The 14,016-nt window shown below is 66.5% G+C and carries 15 protein-coding genes; 10 read left to right on the forward strand and 5 right to left on the reverse strand.

The annotated features are described in order from the left end of the window. Window positions 1–10 precede the first annotated feature (10 nt). Window positions 11–349, reverse strand: a complete 339-nt coding sequence (locus ROA7023_RS12930; protein WP_085879460.1) for a P-II family nitrogen regulator — start codon at window positions 347–349, stop codon at window positions 11–13. A 271-nt stretch (window positions 350–620) separates the two neighbouring features. Between ROA7023_RS12930 and ROA7023_RS12935 the strand changes: the two genes are divergently transcribed. Continuing rightward, on the forward strand, window positions 621–2,819 hold the full coding sequence (locus ROA7023_RS12935; protein WP_085879461.1) for a transglycosylase domain-containing protein: 2,199 nt from the start codon (window positions 621–623) through the stop codon (window positions 2,817–2,819). A 141-nt stretch (window positions 2,820–2,960) separates the two neighbouring features. Here the strand turns inward: ROA7023_RS12935 and ROA7023_RS25110 are convergent, their stop codons facing one another. From ROA7023_RS25110 to ROA7023_RS12950, 3 genes are all read right to left on the reverse strand, one after another. Beyond that, window positions 2,961–3,149, reverse strand: a complete 189-nt coding sequence (locus ROA7023_RS25110) for a hypothetical protein (protein ID WP_234992200.1) — start codon at window positions 3,147–3,149, stop codon at window positions 2,961–2,963. 170 nt (window positions 3,150–3,319) lie between these two features. Next, window positions 3,320–3,916, reverse strand: coding sequence for an MlaC/ttg2D family ABC transporter substrate-binding protein (locus tag ROA7023_RS12945; RefSeq protein WP_085879463.1), 597 nt, complete (start codon window positions 3,914–3,916; stop codon window positions 3,320–3,322). Further along, window positions 3,913–4,692, reverse strand: coding sequence for an MlaA family lipoprotein (locus ROA7023_RS12950; protein WP_085879464.1), 780 nt, complete (start codon window positions 4,690–4,692; stop codon window positions 3,913–3,915). Before ROA7023_RS12950 ends, ROA7023_RS12945 begins: the two co-directional genes overlap by 4 nt. A 182-nt stretch (window positions 4,693–4,874) precedes the next feature. On the opposite strand from ROA7023_RS12950, the gene ROA7023_RS12955 reads away from it, so the two are divergent. The 7 genes from ROA7023_RS12955 (at window position 4,875) to ROA7023_RS12985 (ending at window position 11,614) form a co-directional block, all read left to right on the forward strand. Further along, a complete protein-coding gene (locus tag ROA7023_RS12955) occupies window positions 4,875–6,611 on the forward strand; it encodes a type I secretion system permease/ATPase (protein WP_085879465.1) in 1,737 nt (578 codons plus the stop codon). Continuing rightward, window positions 6,608–7,912, forward strand: coding sequence for an HlyD family type I secretion periplasmic adaptor subunit (locus ROA7023_RS12960; RefSeq protein WP_085879466.1), 1,305 nt, complete (start codon window positions 6,608–6,610; stop codon window positions 7,910–7,912). Before ROA7023_RS12955 ends, ROA7023_RS12960 begins: the two co-directional genes overlap by 4 nt. 76 nt (window positions 7,913–7,988) lie before the next feature. After that, window positions 7,989–8,462 carry a RidA family protein gene (locus ROA7023_RS12965; RefSeq protein ID WP_085879467.1) on the forward strand — a complete coding sequence of 158 codons (474 nt, stop codon included), beginning with the start codon at window positions 7,989–7,991 and terminating at the stop codon, window positions 8,460–8,462. A gap of 4 nt (window positions 8,463–8,466) precedes the next feature. Next, on the forward strand, window positions 8,467–9,282 hold the full coding sequence (locus ROA7023_RS12970; protein WP_085879468.1) for a glycerophosphodiester phosphodiesterase family protein: 816 nt from the start codon (window positions 8,467–8,469) through the stop codon (window positions 9,280–9,282). 5 nt (window positions 9,283–9,287) lie between these two features. Further along, a complete protein-coding gene (locus tag ROA7023_RS12975) occupies window positions 9,288–10,475 on the forward strand; it encodes a GNAT family N-acetyltransferase (protein ID WP_085879469.1) in 1,188 nt (395 codons plus the stop codon). Further along, entirely contained in the window at window positions 10,472–10,759 is a 288-nt protein-coding gene (locus ROA7023_RS12980) for a 4a-hydroxytetrahydrobiopterin dehydratase (protein ID WP_085879470.1), read from the forward strand. Before ROA7023_RS12975 ends, ROA7023_RS12980 begins: the two co-directional genes overlap by 4 nt. Then, entirely contained in the window at window positions 10,760–11,614 is an 855-nt protein-coding gene (locus ROA7023_RS12985; RefSeq protein WP_085879471.1) for a mechanosensitive ion channel family protein, read from the forward strand. It begins immediately after the preceding gene. Window positions 11,615–11,665: 51 nt separating this feature from the next. Here the strand turns inward: ROA7023_RS12985 and ROA7023_RS12990 are convergent, their stop codons facing one another. Next, window positions 11,666–12,154, reverse strand: coding sequence for a peroxiredoxin (locus ROA7023_RS12990; protein WP_085879538.1), 489 nt, complete (start codon window positions 12,152–12,154; stop codon window positions 11,666–11,668). Between the two features lie 82 nt (window positions 12,155–12,236). Between ROA7023_RS12990 and ROA7023_RS12995 the strand changes: the two genes are divergently transcribed. Together ROA7023_RS12995 and rsmD are read left to right on the forward strand one after the other, a co-directional pair. Further along, window positions 12,237–13,448, forward strand: coding sequence for an NAD(P)/FAD-dependent oxidoreductase (locus ROA7023_RS12995; RefSeq protein ID WP_085879472.1), 1,212 nt, complete (start codon window positions 12,237–12,239; stop codon window positions 13,446–13,448). Further along, window positions 13,445–13,993, forward strand: a complete 549-nt coding sequence (rsmD, locus tag ROA7023_RS13000; RefSeq protein ID WP_085879473.1) for a 16S rRNA (guanine(966)-N(2))-methyltransferase RsmD — start codon at window positions 13,445–13,447, stop codon at window positions 13,991–13,993. The genes ROA7023_RS12995 and rsmD overlap by 4 nt, the downstream gene beginning before the upstream one ends. The last annotated feature ends 23 nt before the right edge of the window (window positions 13,994–14,016 follow it).

Genomic DNA, 14,016 nt, shown 5'->3' on the forward strand with positions numbered 1-14,016 from the left:
CCGGCGTCGTTCAGAGCGCGTCGTCGTTGGTTTCGCCGGTCCGCACCCGAAGGGCGCTTTCGACATCGAGTACGAACACCTTGCCGTCACCGATCTTGTCGGTCTTGGCGGTGCTGGCGATGGTGGTGACGACCTGGTCGGCCATATTCTCCGGCACGACGATCTCCAGCTTCACCTTCGGCACGAAGTTCACGGCGTATTCGGCGCCGCGATAGATTTCGGTGTGTCCGGATTGAGAGCCAAAGCCCTTGATTTCGGTCACCATCATGCCGCGTACGCCAATGGCGGTGAGCGCCTCGCGCACCTCCTCCAGCTTGAACGGCTTGATCGTTGCTATGATGAGTTTCACGGTCTTCCCCTTGCGAGTGGTCCTCGGCGGCGGTCATGGTCCTCACACCGCACAGGCGTCAAAAGGCAGTGAGTGGGCGGCAGGGACAAGCAAGCGGGGGGCCTCCCGGCGGGTCCACCCCCAACCAAATGCACATTTTTTGCACATTTTAGGCTTTTAGCTTACGAATTGGGCATGCAAAAAATTCGTGGGCGCGACTCATGGCGCTCTACAAGGGGCGCCGGGCGCGATATGCTGCGCCGCAACAACGAGGCAGCCCGTAAGGGATCACATGAGCGGAAACGGCAAGAAACGCCCGCCCCTCGCGGCGGACAGGCGCTACGCATCCGGATCAACCGGGGCCGGCACCAGGACCACGGGCAAGGCAAAGTCCGCCGCCAGGTCCGGTGGACGGACAGGCCGGCCCCGCAAGGCCGCTTCCACCCGCCGCAGACGCGGGCCTCTGGGCCTGTTGGCCGCTGCGGTCAGCTTCGTCTTCGGCTGGATCTTCCGGGTGATCTGGGGCGTGGGCTGGCGCATGGGGCTGGCGGTCAGCATCCTGATCGGCCTCGGCGTGGTCTATTATGCCGCCACGATGCCGCCGATCACCGAATTGGTGGACGGCCGGGCCAAGGGCTCGGTCACGTTGCAGGACCGCTATGGCGAGACCTTCGCCTGGCGCGGCGACCAGTACGGCGGCATGATCCGCGCCGAATCCGTGTCGAGCCACCTGCACAACGCGGTCGTGGCGACCGAGGACCGTCGCTTCTACCGCCATATTGGGGTCGATCCGCGCGGCATCGCCTCCGCGATCCGGATCAACCTGCGCGAGGGGCGCGGCCCGCTCTCCGGCAATGGCGGCTCGACGATCACGCAGCAGACTGCCAAGCTTCTGTGCCTCGGACGGCCCTTCGACCCGAGTGTCTGGGAGAGCGAGACCGCCTACGAGGCCGATTGCCGCCGCACCACCCTGTGGCGCAAGGTTCAGGAAGCCGTCTACGCCATGGCGATGGAGGCCCGCTACACCAAGGAAGACATTCTGACGATCTACCTCAACCGGGCCTATCTGGGGGCAGGCGCGCGCGGCTTCGAGGCAGCGGCCCAGCGCTATTTTGCCAAATCCGCGGCCGAGGTCTCGCCTGCCGAGGCGGCGCTGCTGGCCGGGCTCCTGAAGGCGCCCACGACCTACGCGCCGACGAACAACCTCGCCCGCTCCCAGGATCGGGCGAATATCGTCATCGGCCTGATGGAGGAGCAGGGCTATCTCTCGGCCTCCGCCGCCGCCGAGGCGCGTGCGAACCCGGCGCGGCTGAGCCAGGCCGCCGAACAGCGCGCGGGCGGCTATTTCGCCGATTGGGTGATGGAATCGGGCCCCGATTTCTACACCCGCAACACCACCGAGGACGTGGTGATCCAGACCACGCTCGACCCCGCGATCCAGGCCGCGGCCGAAGACGCGCTGGTCCATATCTTCGAGACCAGGATCAGCGAAGGCCCCGGCGCCCAGGCCGCGATCGTCGTGATGTCGGCGGATGGCGCGGTGCGCGGGATGGTCGGCGGGCGCAACATCACCGCCTCGGGGGCGTTCAACCGCGCGACCCAGGCGCTGCGCCAGACCGGATCGGCGTTCAAACCCTTCATCTACGCGACCGCGCTGGAGCTTGGCATGTCGCCCCTCGATATCGTCGAGGACGCGCCGTTCTGCATGCAGGTGCCCGGGTCGGGGGAATGGTGCCCGTCGAATTATTCGAATTCCTACCGGGGCCGTGTCACCCTGACCGAGGCGCTGACCCATTCGCTGAACATTCCCGCGGTCAAGGTCTCGGAGCTTGTGGGCCGGGAGCTGGTGGCCGAGGTCGCGACCCAGTTCGGTATCGAAAGCGACATCGCCGTCGGCCCGGCAATGGCGCTGGGCGCGTCGGAAAGCACGCTGATAGAGATGACGGGCGCTTATGCGGGATTGCTCAACGGCGGCTCGGCCGTGCTGCCCTACGGCCTGGTTGAATTGCGGGTGCTGGGGGAGGAAGCGCCGGTCATGGAAGCCACGGGCGGCATCCGGGAGCGGGTGATCCGCGAGGAAAGTGCGCGTCAGACGATCTGGATGATGAACCAGGTGGTCGAGAATGGCACCGGCCAGCGGGCACGGCTGCCGGGCTGGGAGGTGGCCGGCAAGACCGGAACAACCCAGGCGGCGCGGGACGCGTGGTTCATCGGCTTCACCGCGGATTACGTAGCCGGAGTCTGGATGGGCTACGACGACAACACGCCACTGACCGGGGTCACGGGGTCGGGCCTTCCCGCCGAGATCTGGCACGAGGCAATGGCCACGATCGTCGAGGGCATGCCGCCAAGGCCTCTGCCGATGCTGCCACCCCAGGGGCGCGGCACTTCGGTCGCCCTGGACGGCCGTGATGCCGAAGCGGCTGGCGAGATCGCGGACCAGGTTCTGCAGGACGTGCTGCGCGACATCCTCAACCCGCAACCAAATTGACGGGATGACTTACGACGCGCGCTGTCAGGCGAATGCCTTCCAGCGACGCCCCGCCCGCCATCCCTTGTACATCAGCGAGTCTGTCGCGGCCTGAGGGACGGTGGGTGGGGCGACGTCGTCCCCCTCGGGGGACGGCGAGCGTCAGCCATCGTCCCCCGGCACGTCACAGCGTTCATATCGGAACGCGTAGCCATCCCAGATCATGTAGACGCCGTCACCCTCGGCGGCATTCATCAACATCACCCGCTCTGACCAGATGTCCCTCTCCCCGGTGCACTCCAGCGTGTAGAGGATCGCATCCATTTCCAGAACGTTTACAGGCTTGGTCATGCGACACTGCATGTCGACGCCGTAAAAGATGCCGTCGTCGATTCTCAGTGACCCGCCATCCGCACCGACCAAGGCACAATCCACGTTCGCGGCCTGCCGATAGGTCCCGTCGAACGGTGTGGCCGCGGCCAGCGTCGGCAGGACGCAGGCAAGCGGCCCCCGGCGCCACATCAGTTCAGATCGGAGATCAGCGCGTCGATGTTGCCGCCCCGGCGGTCAAGCATCGCCCCGATCTCGGTCCGCTCGGACAGCAGCATGTTCACGCCTTCGATGATGATGTTGAAGAACGCGTTTCGGCCTGAGCGGTCCGATACGTGGAAATCCACCCGGAACGGGTCCTCGCCGCGCAGCATCGCGGTCGTCTCGACCTCGACGTAATTGTTCACGGTCCGCGCATCGCGCACGATGATCTGACCGCCGATGAACTCGCGAAACCGCGACCCGTATTTCCGGGCGATATAGGTCCGGAACGCCGCGACAAACCGCTGCCGCTGCTGCTGGGAAGTGCGGCGCGCGTCGCTGCCGAGAGTATAAAGCGCGATCGTGGACACATCGGCATATCGGTCGAAGATCTGCTCGAACCGCCGGTACATGGCCCCTTCGGACACGCCCGATGCGATCACCTGGTTCACCTCGGCGACCAGCCCGTCGACCATCGACCGGGCGGCCGCCGGGGTCACGGCGAAAGCAGGCATCGGGACGGCCAGCCCGGCCAGGGCTGCTGTCCCGGTCAGCATGAATGCGCGGCGTCCGGTATGAAATGTCATTGGTCAAACTCCTCGTAGGGATCGATCGAATATGGATCTATCTGGTCATCCGCCGCGCTTTCACCAAGCTCGAACCGTCGGTTTTGCAGGTAAAGAAGCCGTGCTTGTGCGTAACTATCCGCACTTTCGTAGAGAATTGAATCGATGGTGGACCCGAAATCACCCCGTTCCACTATGATTTCGCCGACGCGGGCAATCGTGGCGTATTCCTGCTGATCGTAGGTCCCCATCTTCTCCAGCGGATCGAGAACGAGGTCGACGATCTCGCCCACCGCATCTCGTTCGGTCGACGGCCCAAGCAGCGGAAGCTCCAGATAGGCGCCCTCGGGCACGCCCCAGACGGCCAGCGTCTCGCCGAAATCGGTCGATTGCTCGGGCAGGCCCATCTTGCCGGCCCAGTCCACCAGACCGAGGGCGCCGATCGTCGTGTTTATGATGAACCGCATGGTGTTGATCGACACGCCTTCGCCGTCACCCTGCAGGGCGCCGTTGATGATCATGCCGGGCAGGCTCGCGTTGTCCGAAAAGTTGATGACCCAGTCGAAGGTGCCCGCCGGGGCCGCACCGACCACCTCGCCGGCCGGACGCAACACCGCCTGGTCGAGCCCACGGTTGAAGGCATGAACCTCCCGGTTCACCGGCTCGTAGGGATCGTTGAACTCGGCGCCGGGCTGGGGCTGACTGCACCCGGCAAGGCCGGCCGCAAGACCGATCACGGCAATCAACGAGCCTCGCAACGGGCCGATACTGGGCGTTTGACGTCTCACGATGGTCATCCTCTCCAAAACAGCAGCACACCGCCACAGGTTATTTCACGGCCAAGAAATCTTCGGGCAACATCGTTGGAAACGTGGTTAACGTTGTCCTCGGGAAACAGAAGATTTACCACCATCTGTCAAGAGACAGCGTAGAAGACCGACCAGAGGGGCGAAAATACGCACATGGCGACCGGAAAACAATGACAACCGACAGCACGAAAGAGGGCCGCGAGGAACTTGTCGCGGCAAGACGCGAAAGCCGCGGCCTCTACTGGTTCGTCGCGATCTTCAGCTTCTTCGTCAACATGCTGATGCTGACCGGGCCGCTCTACATGCTGAACGTCTATGACCGCGTGCTCGGGTCGCGGTCTCTGGAAACCCTCATCGCGCTGTCGGTCCTCGTCGGCTTTCTCTACACCACAATGGGCATCCTGGATTACACGCGCGGGCGCATCATGGGCCGGGTGGGAGCGCGCTTTCAGGCGCGGCTTGATCGTCGGGTCTTTGCTGCCGTGCTGAAGGCGACGAACACCGGACGGGCGCCCCGGCAGGCCAATACCGGGCTGCGGGACCTCGAATCCGTGCAGCGGCTGATCACCTCCCCCGCGCTGATGGCGGTGTTCGACCTGCCGTGGACACCGCTCTTCTTTCTGGGGATCTTCATCTTCCACCCGTTCCTGGGTTATCTCGCCCTCGGCGGCGCCGCCCTGCTGATCGCCGTCGCGCTGGCCAACCAGGCGTCAAGCCGGAAGCCCCTGGAAAAAGCCAATTCCGCGACCCTGCAGGCCGAGCTTCTGGGAAACCAGATCCGCTCCGAAAGCGAGATGGTGCACAGCCTCGGCATGCGCGGCGCGGCCTTTTCGCGCTGGAAGCTGTTGCGCGACAATTCGCTGGAGGCGACCGTCCAGGCCGCCGACGTGACCGGCACCTATGGGTCCATGACCAAGACGTTCCGGCTGGTGCTGCAATCGGCGATGCTGGGCCTCGGCGCGTTCCTCGTCCTGCGCCAGGAATTGACCCCCGGCGCGATGATCGCCGGATCCATCCTGCTCGGGCGGGCGCTCGCCCCTGTCGAGCTCCTTATTAACCAGTGGCCCCTGTTCCAGCGCGGCCGCGAAGGGTGGAGCAACCTTGCCGTCCTGCTGGGCGAGGTGAAGGAGGACGACCCCCGCACCGCCCTGCCGAAACCGCGCGCGATCCTCGAGGCGCAGCAGGTCACCGTCGTGCCCCCGGGCGAGCAACAGGCGGCCCTGCGGATGATCTCGTTCCGGGTCGAACCGGGGCAGGCGGTTGGGGTGATCGGCACCTCAGGCGCAGGCAAATCCACCCTGGCGCGGGCGATCACCGGGCTCTGGCGGACCGCCGGCGGCAAGATCCGCCTCGACGGGGCCGCGCTGGACCAGTACGACCCCGACGTGCTGGGCCACCACATCGGCTACCTGCCCCAGCGGGTGCAGCTTTTCGAGGGCACGATCAAGGAAAACATCGCCCGTATGGAGATGGAGCCGAACGACGCCGACGTCGTCAAGGCCGCGCAACGTGCCGCGGCGCACGAGATGATCCTGAAGCTGCCCGACGGCTACGACACCCGAGTGTCAGCCAACGGCGGCCGCCTGTCGGGCGGCCAGATCCAGCGAATAGGGCTGGCGCGGGCGATGTACGGCGATCCGGTGGTGCTGGTTCTGGATGAGCCGAACTCCAACCTCGACAACGACGGATCGGTGGCCCTGAACGGCGCGATCCGCGCGATGAAGGCCGAGGGCAAATGCATCCTTATCATGGCGCACCGTCCCGCGGCGATCCAGGAATGCGACCGGCTGCTGGTCATCGAGGACGGCGCCCGCCGCGCCTTTGGCCCCAAGGACGAGGTGCTCCGCGAAATGGTGCAGAACCATGACGTCATCCAGAAATCCAAGACCCCCGCGGGTGTGACATGAGCGCCGCCGTCCCCAACCGCTGGTCCGCCCGCAGACCGCTGATCATCGGCACGCTCGCCCTGTTCATCCTGGTCGGCGGCTTCGGCTCCTGGGCGGTCGTGGCCCAGATCACGGGCGCGGTCATCGCCTCGGGCCGGATCGAGGTCGACCAGAACCGGCAGGTGATCCAGCACCCCGACGGCGGCGTCGTGTCCGAGATCATCGTCGACGAGGGCGACGCCGTCGAGGCAGGCGATCTGCTGATTCGCCTGGACCCGGACGAGCTCTTGTCCGAACTCGCGGTGATCGAGGGGCAGCTCTTCGAAATGCTCGCCCGGCGCGGCCGGCTGGAGGCGGAGCGTGACGGCGCGACCGATCTCGTGGTCGACCCCCTGCTGCTGGAGCAGCCGGAGGAGCGCGTGGGCGAGCTGGTCCAGGGCCAGCGCAACCTGTTCTTCGCCCGGCGTGAAAGCATGGCCCGCGAGAAGGAACAGCTTGGCAAGCGCCGCGACCAGATCGCCGACCAGATCATCGGGATCCAGGCGCAGCAGGAATCGCTCAATTTGCAGCTTGGCTTCATCAACCAGGAGCTCGACGATCAGCGCAGCCTTCTCGACCGCGGCCTGGCCCAGGCCAGCCGTGTGCTCGCCCTGGAACGGGAGGCCGCCGACCTGTCGGGCCGCGCCGGCGAGCTGGCCGCCTCGATCGCCCAGGCCGAGGGCCGCATCACCGAGATCGACATCCAGCTTCTGGAGATCGAGGACAATCGCCGCGAAGAGGCGATCACCCGCCTGCGCGACCTGCAGTTCAACGAGTCCGAACTGGCCGAGCGACGGCGCGCCCTGCTGCGCCAGCTCGACCGGCTGGATATCCGCGCCCCGGTGTCGGGCATCGTCTATGGCCTGACGGTCTATGCCCCGCGTTCGGTCATCCGCGCGGCCGACCCGGTGATGTTCCTCGTCCCGCAGGACCGCCCGCTGGTGATCACCACCCAGGTCCTGCCCACCGATATCGACCAGATCCACCTGGGCCAGGAGGTCGCGCTGCGGTTCTCGGCCTTCGATCAGCGGCGCACGCCCGAGCTTTACGGCAAGATCGTCACCATCTCGGCGGATGCCTTCCAGGACGACCAGACGCGGGTCAGCTATTACCGGGCCGAGATCGTCCTGAACGACGGCGAGGCGGTGCGCCTGCCCGAGGGCATGACCATGATTCCCGGCATGCCGGTCGAGGCCTTCATCCGCACCGCCGAACGCTCTCCGATGGATTACCTTCTCAAGCCCGTCGCCGACTATTTCGCGAAGGCCTTCCGCGAAAATTGAGCCGCGCCGCGCCTGCCGCCTTGGCAAGGCGCCGGGCCGCCCCTAGGGTCGCGCCGAAACGCACGGAGGATTTTCCATGAGCGGACAGATCGAGAGCCGGCTGGCAGAGCTTGGCATCACCTTCCCCGACGCGGGCGAGATGCCCAAGGCGGCCGGAAACTACCTGCCCTACGTCATCGATGGCGACCTCGTCTATGCCTCCGGCCAGATCAGCCAGGGCCCCGAGGGCCTTGTGCTCGGGCGGCTGGGTGAAACGATGGAGGTGGCCGACGGGGCCGCCGCCGCGCGGCTCTGCGGCATCCAGTTGCTGACACAGGTGCGGCTTGCCTGCGGTGGCGACCTCGACCGGCTGAAGCAGGTGGTCAAGCTGACCGGATTTGTCAACTCGACCCCCGCGTTCACGGATCAGCCGAAGGTCATCAACGGCTGCTCGGACTTCTTCGTCGAGGCGCTGGGCGACATTGGCCGTCACGCCCGCTCGGCCGTCGGCGTCGCCGCCCTGCCGCTCGGCGTCGCGGTCGAGATCGAAGGCATCTTCCGAATCGGCTGACCCGATGCGCCTCGACCCCGCCTTTCTGGCCGGTCCGTTGGCCCATCGGGCCCTGCATGACATCACGCAAGGCAGGCCGGAAAACAGCCGCGCCGCCGTCGCCGCAGCCATTGCGGCGGGCTACGGGATCGAAATCGATGTCCAGACCTCGGCGGACGGGGTGGCGATGGTGTTTCACGACGTTGACCTCGCCCGCCTCACCGGGGCCTCCGGGGCCATCGCGCAGCAGACGGCCCGAACCCTCGGCGCAACGAGGCTGAAGAGGAGCGAAGAGGGCATCCCGACCTTGGCCGAAATCCTGGCCCAGGTCGCGGGCCGGGTTCCGGTGCTGGTCGAAATCAAGGACCAGGACGGCGCGATGGGCCCCAATGTCGGGACGCTGGAGCAGGCCGTCGCCGAGACCCTCAGGGGCTACACCGGCCCCGTCGCGGTCATGTCGTTCAACCCGCACAGCGTCGCCGCGATGGCGAGGGCCGCCCCGGAGGTCCCCCGGGGCCTCACCACCTGCGCCTTCCGGCGTCCGTCCTGGCCGACGGTGCCCGAGCGCACCCGCCACCGTCTGAGAGAGATCCCGGATTTCGCGGATGTCGGCGCCTGTTTCGTCAGCCACGATGCACAGGATCTCGGCCGCCCCCGCCTCGCCGAACTGAGGACCCGGGGGGTTGCGGTCCTGTGCTGGACCATCCGCTCTCCCGACGCCGAGGCGGCCGCGCGACGACATGCCGACACCGTCACCTTCGAAGGCTATCTGCCTCCGCCCGGCCCCCTTGGCCTGTCGGGAGCGCGGCCCCTTGACCCAGACCGCCCGAGGCCCACCTGACCTTCATGGACGGTTCAGAAATAGAGATCACAGCGCACCCGTCGTTCTCCGACGTCGTCGCGGAGGACTGGGATGCCTGCGCCTCCCCCGAGGCGGCCGCCGGTGGCGCCCCCAATGACCCGTTCACCACCCATCGCTTTCTGAAGGCGCTAGAGGACAGCGGTTCCGTCGGGCCCGGCACCGGCTGGCAGCCCCGCTATCTGACCGCCCGTATGGACGGAGAGATGATGGCCGCGGCGCCGCTCTATGCCAAGAGCCACAGCCAGGGCGAGTACATCTTCGACCACAACTGGGCCCATGCCTACGAGAATGCGGGCGGGCGCTATTACCCCAAGCTGCAGATTGCCGCGCCCTTCACGCCCGCCACCGGCCGCCGCTTTCTGACGCGGCCGGGCTACGACGCCGAGGGCATGGCCGCGCTGGTGCAGGGCGCCGTGCAAATCGCGGCCGAGAACCAGATCGCGACCGTTCACGCCACGTTCTGCACCGAGGCCGAGGCCCTGGCCGGGGCGGAAATGGGCCTGCTGCACCGGGTAATGCAACAATATCACTGGGAAAACCGCGACTACGCCGATTTCGACGGATTTCTCGCCGACCTCTCCAGCCGCAAGCGCAAGAACATCCGCAAGGAACGCGCCACCGCCCAGGGCTTCGGCGGAGAGATCGTCTCGTTGACCGGCGACGCGATCGAGCCCTGGCACTGGGACTACTTCTGGCGTTTCTACCAGGACACCGGGGCCCGGAAATGGGGGCAGCCCTACCTGACCCGCCAGTTCTTCGACATCGCGCAACAGACGATGCGCGACGACATCTTGCTGTGCCTGGCCCTGCAGGACGGCCGCCCGGTGGCCGGTGCGCTCAATTTCATAGGGCGCGAGCGGCTGTTCGGGCGCTACTGGGGCTGCACCGAACATCATCCCTGCCTGCATTTCGAACTGTGCTATTATCAGGCCATCGACTGGGCCATCGCCCATGGCCTGAAGACCGTCGAGGCCGGGGCGCAGGGCGAACACAAGCTCGCCCGGGGCTATCTGCCCGTCACCACCCACTCGCTTCACTGGATCGGCGATCCGGGCTTTCGCGACGCCGTCGCCCGCTACCTGGAGGCGGAACGCGCCGCCGTCGGGGAAGAGATCGAGATCCTCACGGGCTACGGCCCATTCAAACGCGCAAACGTGGAGGAACAGCAATGACCGACCCGATCAGCGACACCCAGAAGACCGAGGCCACCCAATCCGGCTGGACCGTCGAGGACGGTGGCGAGGCGATGACCAAGTCCTTCGTCTTCGCCAATTTCGTCGAGGCCTTCGGCTTCATGGCCCGGGCGGCGATCTGGGCCGAAAAGCTCAACCATCACCCCGAATGGTCGAACGTCTACAAGACGGTCGATGTCCGGCTGACGACCCATGACACTGGCGGTCTAAGCGCACTTGATGCAGAACTCGCGGCCAAGATGGACCAACTCGCAGCAGGATAAATGCAGAAACTTCTGAATACCGAAATCTGGCAGGGCACCACGCTCGCCGACATCTTCACTCTGGAATTCCTGGCCGGCCTTCTGGGCAATGTGCTGGCCGCGGCCGCGATCCTGGTGCTGGGCCTGTTCATCGCCCGCACGGTCCGCCGCCGGATCGACAGGATCGCCGAGCGCAACAGGGTCACGGACAAGGCCCTGTTCGGCTTTCTTGGCGATCTCGCCTGGTACGGGATCTTCGCCTTCACCCTGCTTTTCGTGCTCAACACCTTCGGGGTGCGCACGACGAGCGTGGTGGCCCTGTTCGGTGCGGCGGGCCTCGCCATCGGCCTGGCGCTTCAGGGCACGCTGTCGAACCTTGCCGCCGGGGTGATGCTGATCTTCTTCCGGCCGATCAAGATCGGCGATTTCGTCGTCGTCAACGGCGTCATGGGCACGGTCAAGGACATTTCAATGAACTATACCGAGCTTGCCGACCTTCAGAATGTCCAGCACATCGTCCCCAATTCGCAGGTCTGGGGCAGCACGATCCTGAACTACTCGGCCTATGACACACGGCGCGTCGAATGGTCGTTCGGCGTAGGCTACGGGGCCAATCTGGCGCAGGCCGAGGCGGTGATACGCGAGACGATCATGAACGACCCCCGCGCCCATGCGGAGCCGGAGCCCTTCATCCAGGTCAACAACCTCGGCGACAGCTCGGTCGATTTCCTGGCTCGGATCTGGTGTGCCGCGGCCGATGCCTACGGCTTTCAGACCGACATGACCCGCAAGGTCAAGGAGGCGCTGGATGCCGCAGGGGTCCCGATCCCGTTCCCGACGCGCACGCTGCTGATGCAGCAGGACAGCGCGGGCTGACGCTCCCGGTTATGCGGGGCCACTCGCATATCCGGCGCGTCGGCGTGGTGCTCAGATCGCCTCGACCAGCGTCTCGCCCGCCGAGCGTTCGCAGACGCCGGCCCCTTCCTCGGGGTTGAAGACCTTCACCACTCCGTCCTCGACGAACATCGCGTAGCGCAGCGACCGGCCGTAGAACCCGGCGGGCGGCGCCGTGAAATCCATACCGATCGCCTTGGCGAAATCGCCCGACGCGTCGGCCAGCATGGTGATCCCCGCGGCCGTCGCCCCGGTGCTCTCGCCCCAGGCCTTCATGACGAAGGGGTCGTTGACGGCGGTGCAGATCACCTCGTCCACGCCCTTGGCCTTCAGCGCGTCCATCGAGCGGATGAAGCTGGGCACGTGGGCGGTCGTGCAGGTCCCGGTATAGGCCCCGGGAAGCCCGAAAAGCGCGACCTTGCGCCCCTTGAGGCGCTCTGAAAGCGCGACCCCCTCGGGCCCCGAGCTCCCCATCCGCAGCATCGTCGCCTCGGGCAGCGTATCCCCAACCGCAATCGTCATCGGCATCCCCTTTGTCTGGATTTCCCTTTACTGAACGGGCATATAGGCTTGGCTTTCAAGCTCGCCAGTGGGAGATCTGAATATGGCGCATTTCGTTGTGGTCGGGGCCGGGCAGGCCGGGGCCTCTCTCGTGGCGAAGCTCAGGTCCGAGGGCTTCGACGGCGAGATCACCCTGATCGGTGCCGAACCCGTGCCGCCCTATCAGCGCCCGCCCCTCTCGAAGGCCTATCTGCTTGGAGAGATGGAGGAATCCCGTCTCTACCTGCGCCCTGCCAACTGGTACGAGGACAACCGAGTCGCCCTGCGCACCGGGACCCGAGTGACCGGCATCGACCGCGCGGCCCGGACGCTGGAGCTCGAGGCAGGCGAGACGCTGGGCTATGACGCGCTGGCGCTGACAACCGGGGCCCATCCGCGCACCCTGCCCGCCAGCATCGGCGGCGCGTTGGATGGCGTCTATTGCATGCGCGACCTTGCCGACGCCGACACCATGGCGCCCGAGTTTGCCGAAGGCGCCCGGCTTCTGGTGATCGGTGGCGGCTATATCGGGCTTGAGGCGGCCGCGGTCGCCGCCAAGAAGGGGCTGTCCGTCACCCTCGTCGAGATGGCCCCCCGCATCCTGCAGCGTGTGGCGGCCGAGGCGACGTCGGATTTCTTCCGCGCCCTGCACCGCGATCACGGCGTCGATATCCGCGAGGGCGTCGGCCTTGACCACCTGACCGGCACCGAGCGGGTGACCGGCGCGGTCCTGACCGACGGCGCCAGCGTCGAGGTCGATTTCGTGATCGTCGGCGTCGGCATCGCGCCGGCCGGCATCCTCGCCGAAAGTGCCGGGCTCGCCATGGACAACGGCATTGCCACCGATGCCCACGGTCGCACGTCCGACCCGCATATCTGGGCCGCCGGCGATTGCGCGAGCTTTCCCTACAAGGGCCACCGCATCCGGCTGGAGAGCGTGGGCAACGCCATCGACATGGCCGAGACCGTGGCGCAGAACATGATGGGCGGGAAGGTGGACTACGAGGCCAAGCCCTGGTTCTGGTCGGATCAATACGATTGCAAGCTTCAGATCGGCGGGCTCAACATGGGCTATGACGCGGTCCATACCCGGCGCGGCGAGGGGGCCGGCGTGTCGCATTGGTATTACCTCGGGGACCAGTTGCTTGCGGTGGACGCCATGAACGACCCACGCAGCTACATGATCGGCAAGCGTCTGATCGAAATGGGCAAATCCCCCGCCCCCGAGGTCATCACCGACCCGGACACCAACATGAAGGCCCTGTTGAAAGGGTGAGGATCGTCGGCGGCCGACACCGGGGCCTGGCCCTGGCCGGGCTGGGGCGCGGCGATGCCGGGGCGCATCTGCGCCCGACGCCCGACCGGGTGCGGGAAAGCCTGTTCAACATCCTCGCCGGGGCGGGCCTGCCGGAGGGCGCCCGCGTGCTCGACCTCTTTGCCGGGACCGGGGCGCTCGGGCTCGAGGCGCTGTCGCGCGGCGCGGCGCATGCGACATTCGTCGAGAACGGGCGGGTCGGCAAACGGCTGATCGCCCAGAACCTCGCCAAGGCCCGGCGCGAGGCGGACGCGACCGTCCTTGCGCAGGACGCCATACGGCTTGGTCCGGGACAGGCGTGCGATCTGGTATTCCTCGACCCGCCCTACGGGCAGGGGCTCGGCGCGCGGGCCCTGACAAGCTGCCTTGGCGGTGGCTGGATCGCGCCCGGCGCGACGATTGTCTGGGAGGAAAGCAGCCCGCAAGAGGCGCCCGACGGCCTTCGCGTCACGGACCGCCGCCGCTATGGCGACACCCACCTGACCTTCCTGGAGCGGCTCGCCTGACCTGACGGTGCCGCCGAAAGCGC

This window comes from Roseisalinus antarcticus (assembly GCF_900172355.1).
In the GTDB taxonomy this organism is placed as follows: domain Bacteria; phylum Pseudomonadota; class Alphaproteobacteria; order Rhodobacterales; family Rhodobacteraceae; genus Oceanicola; species Oceanicola antarcticus_A.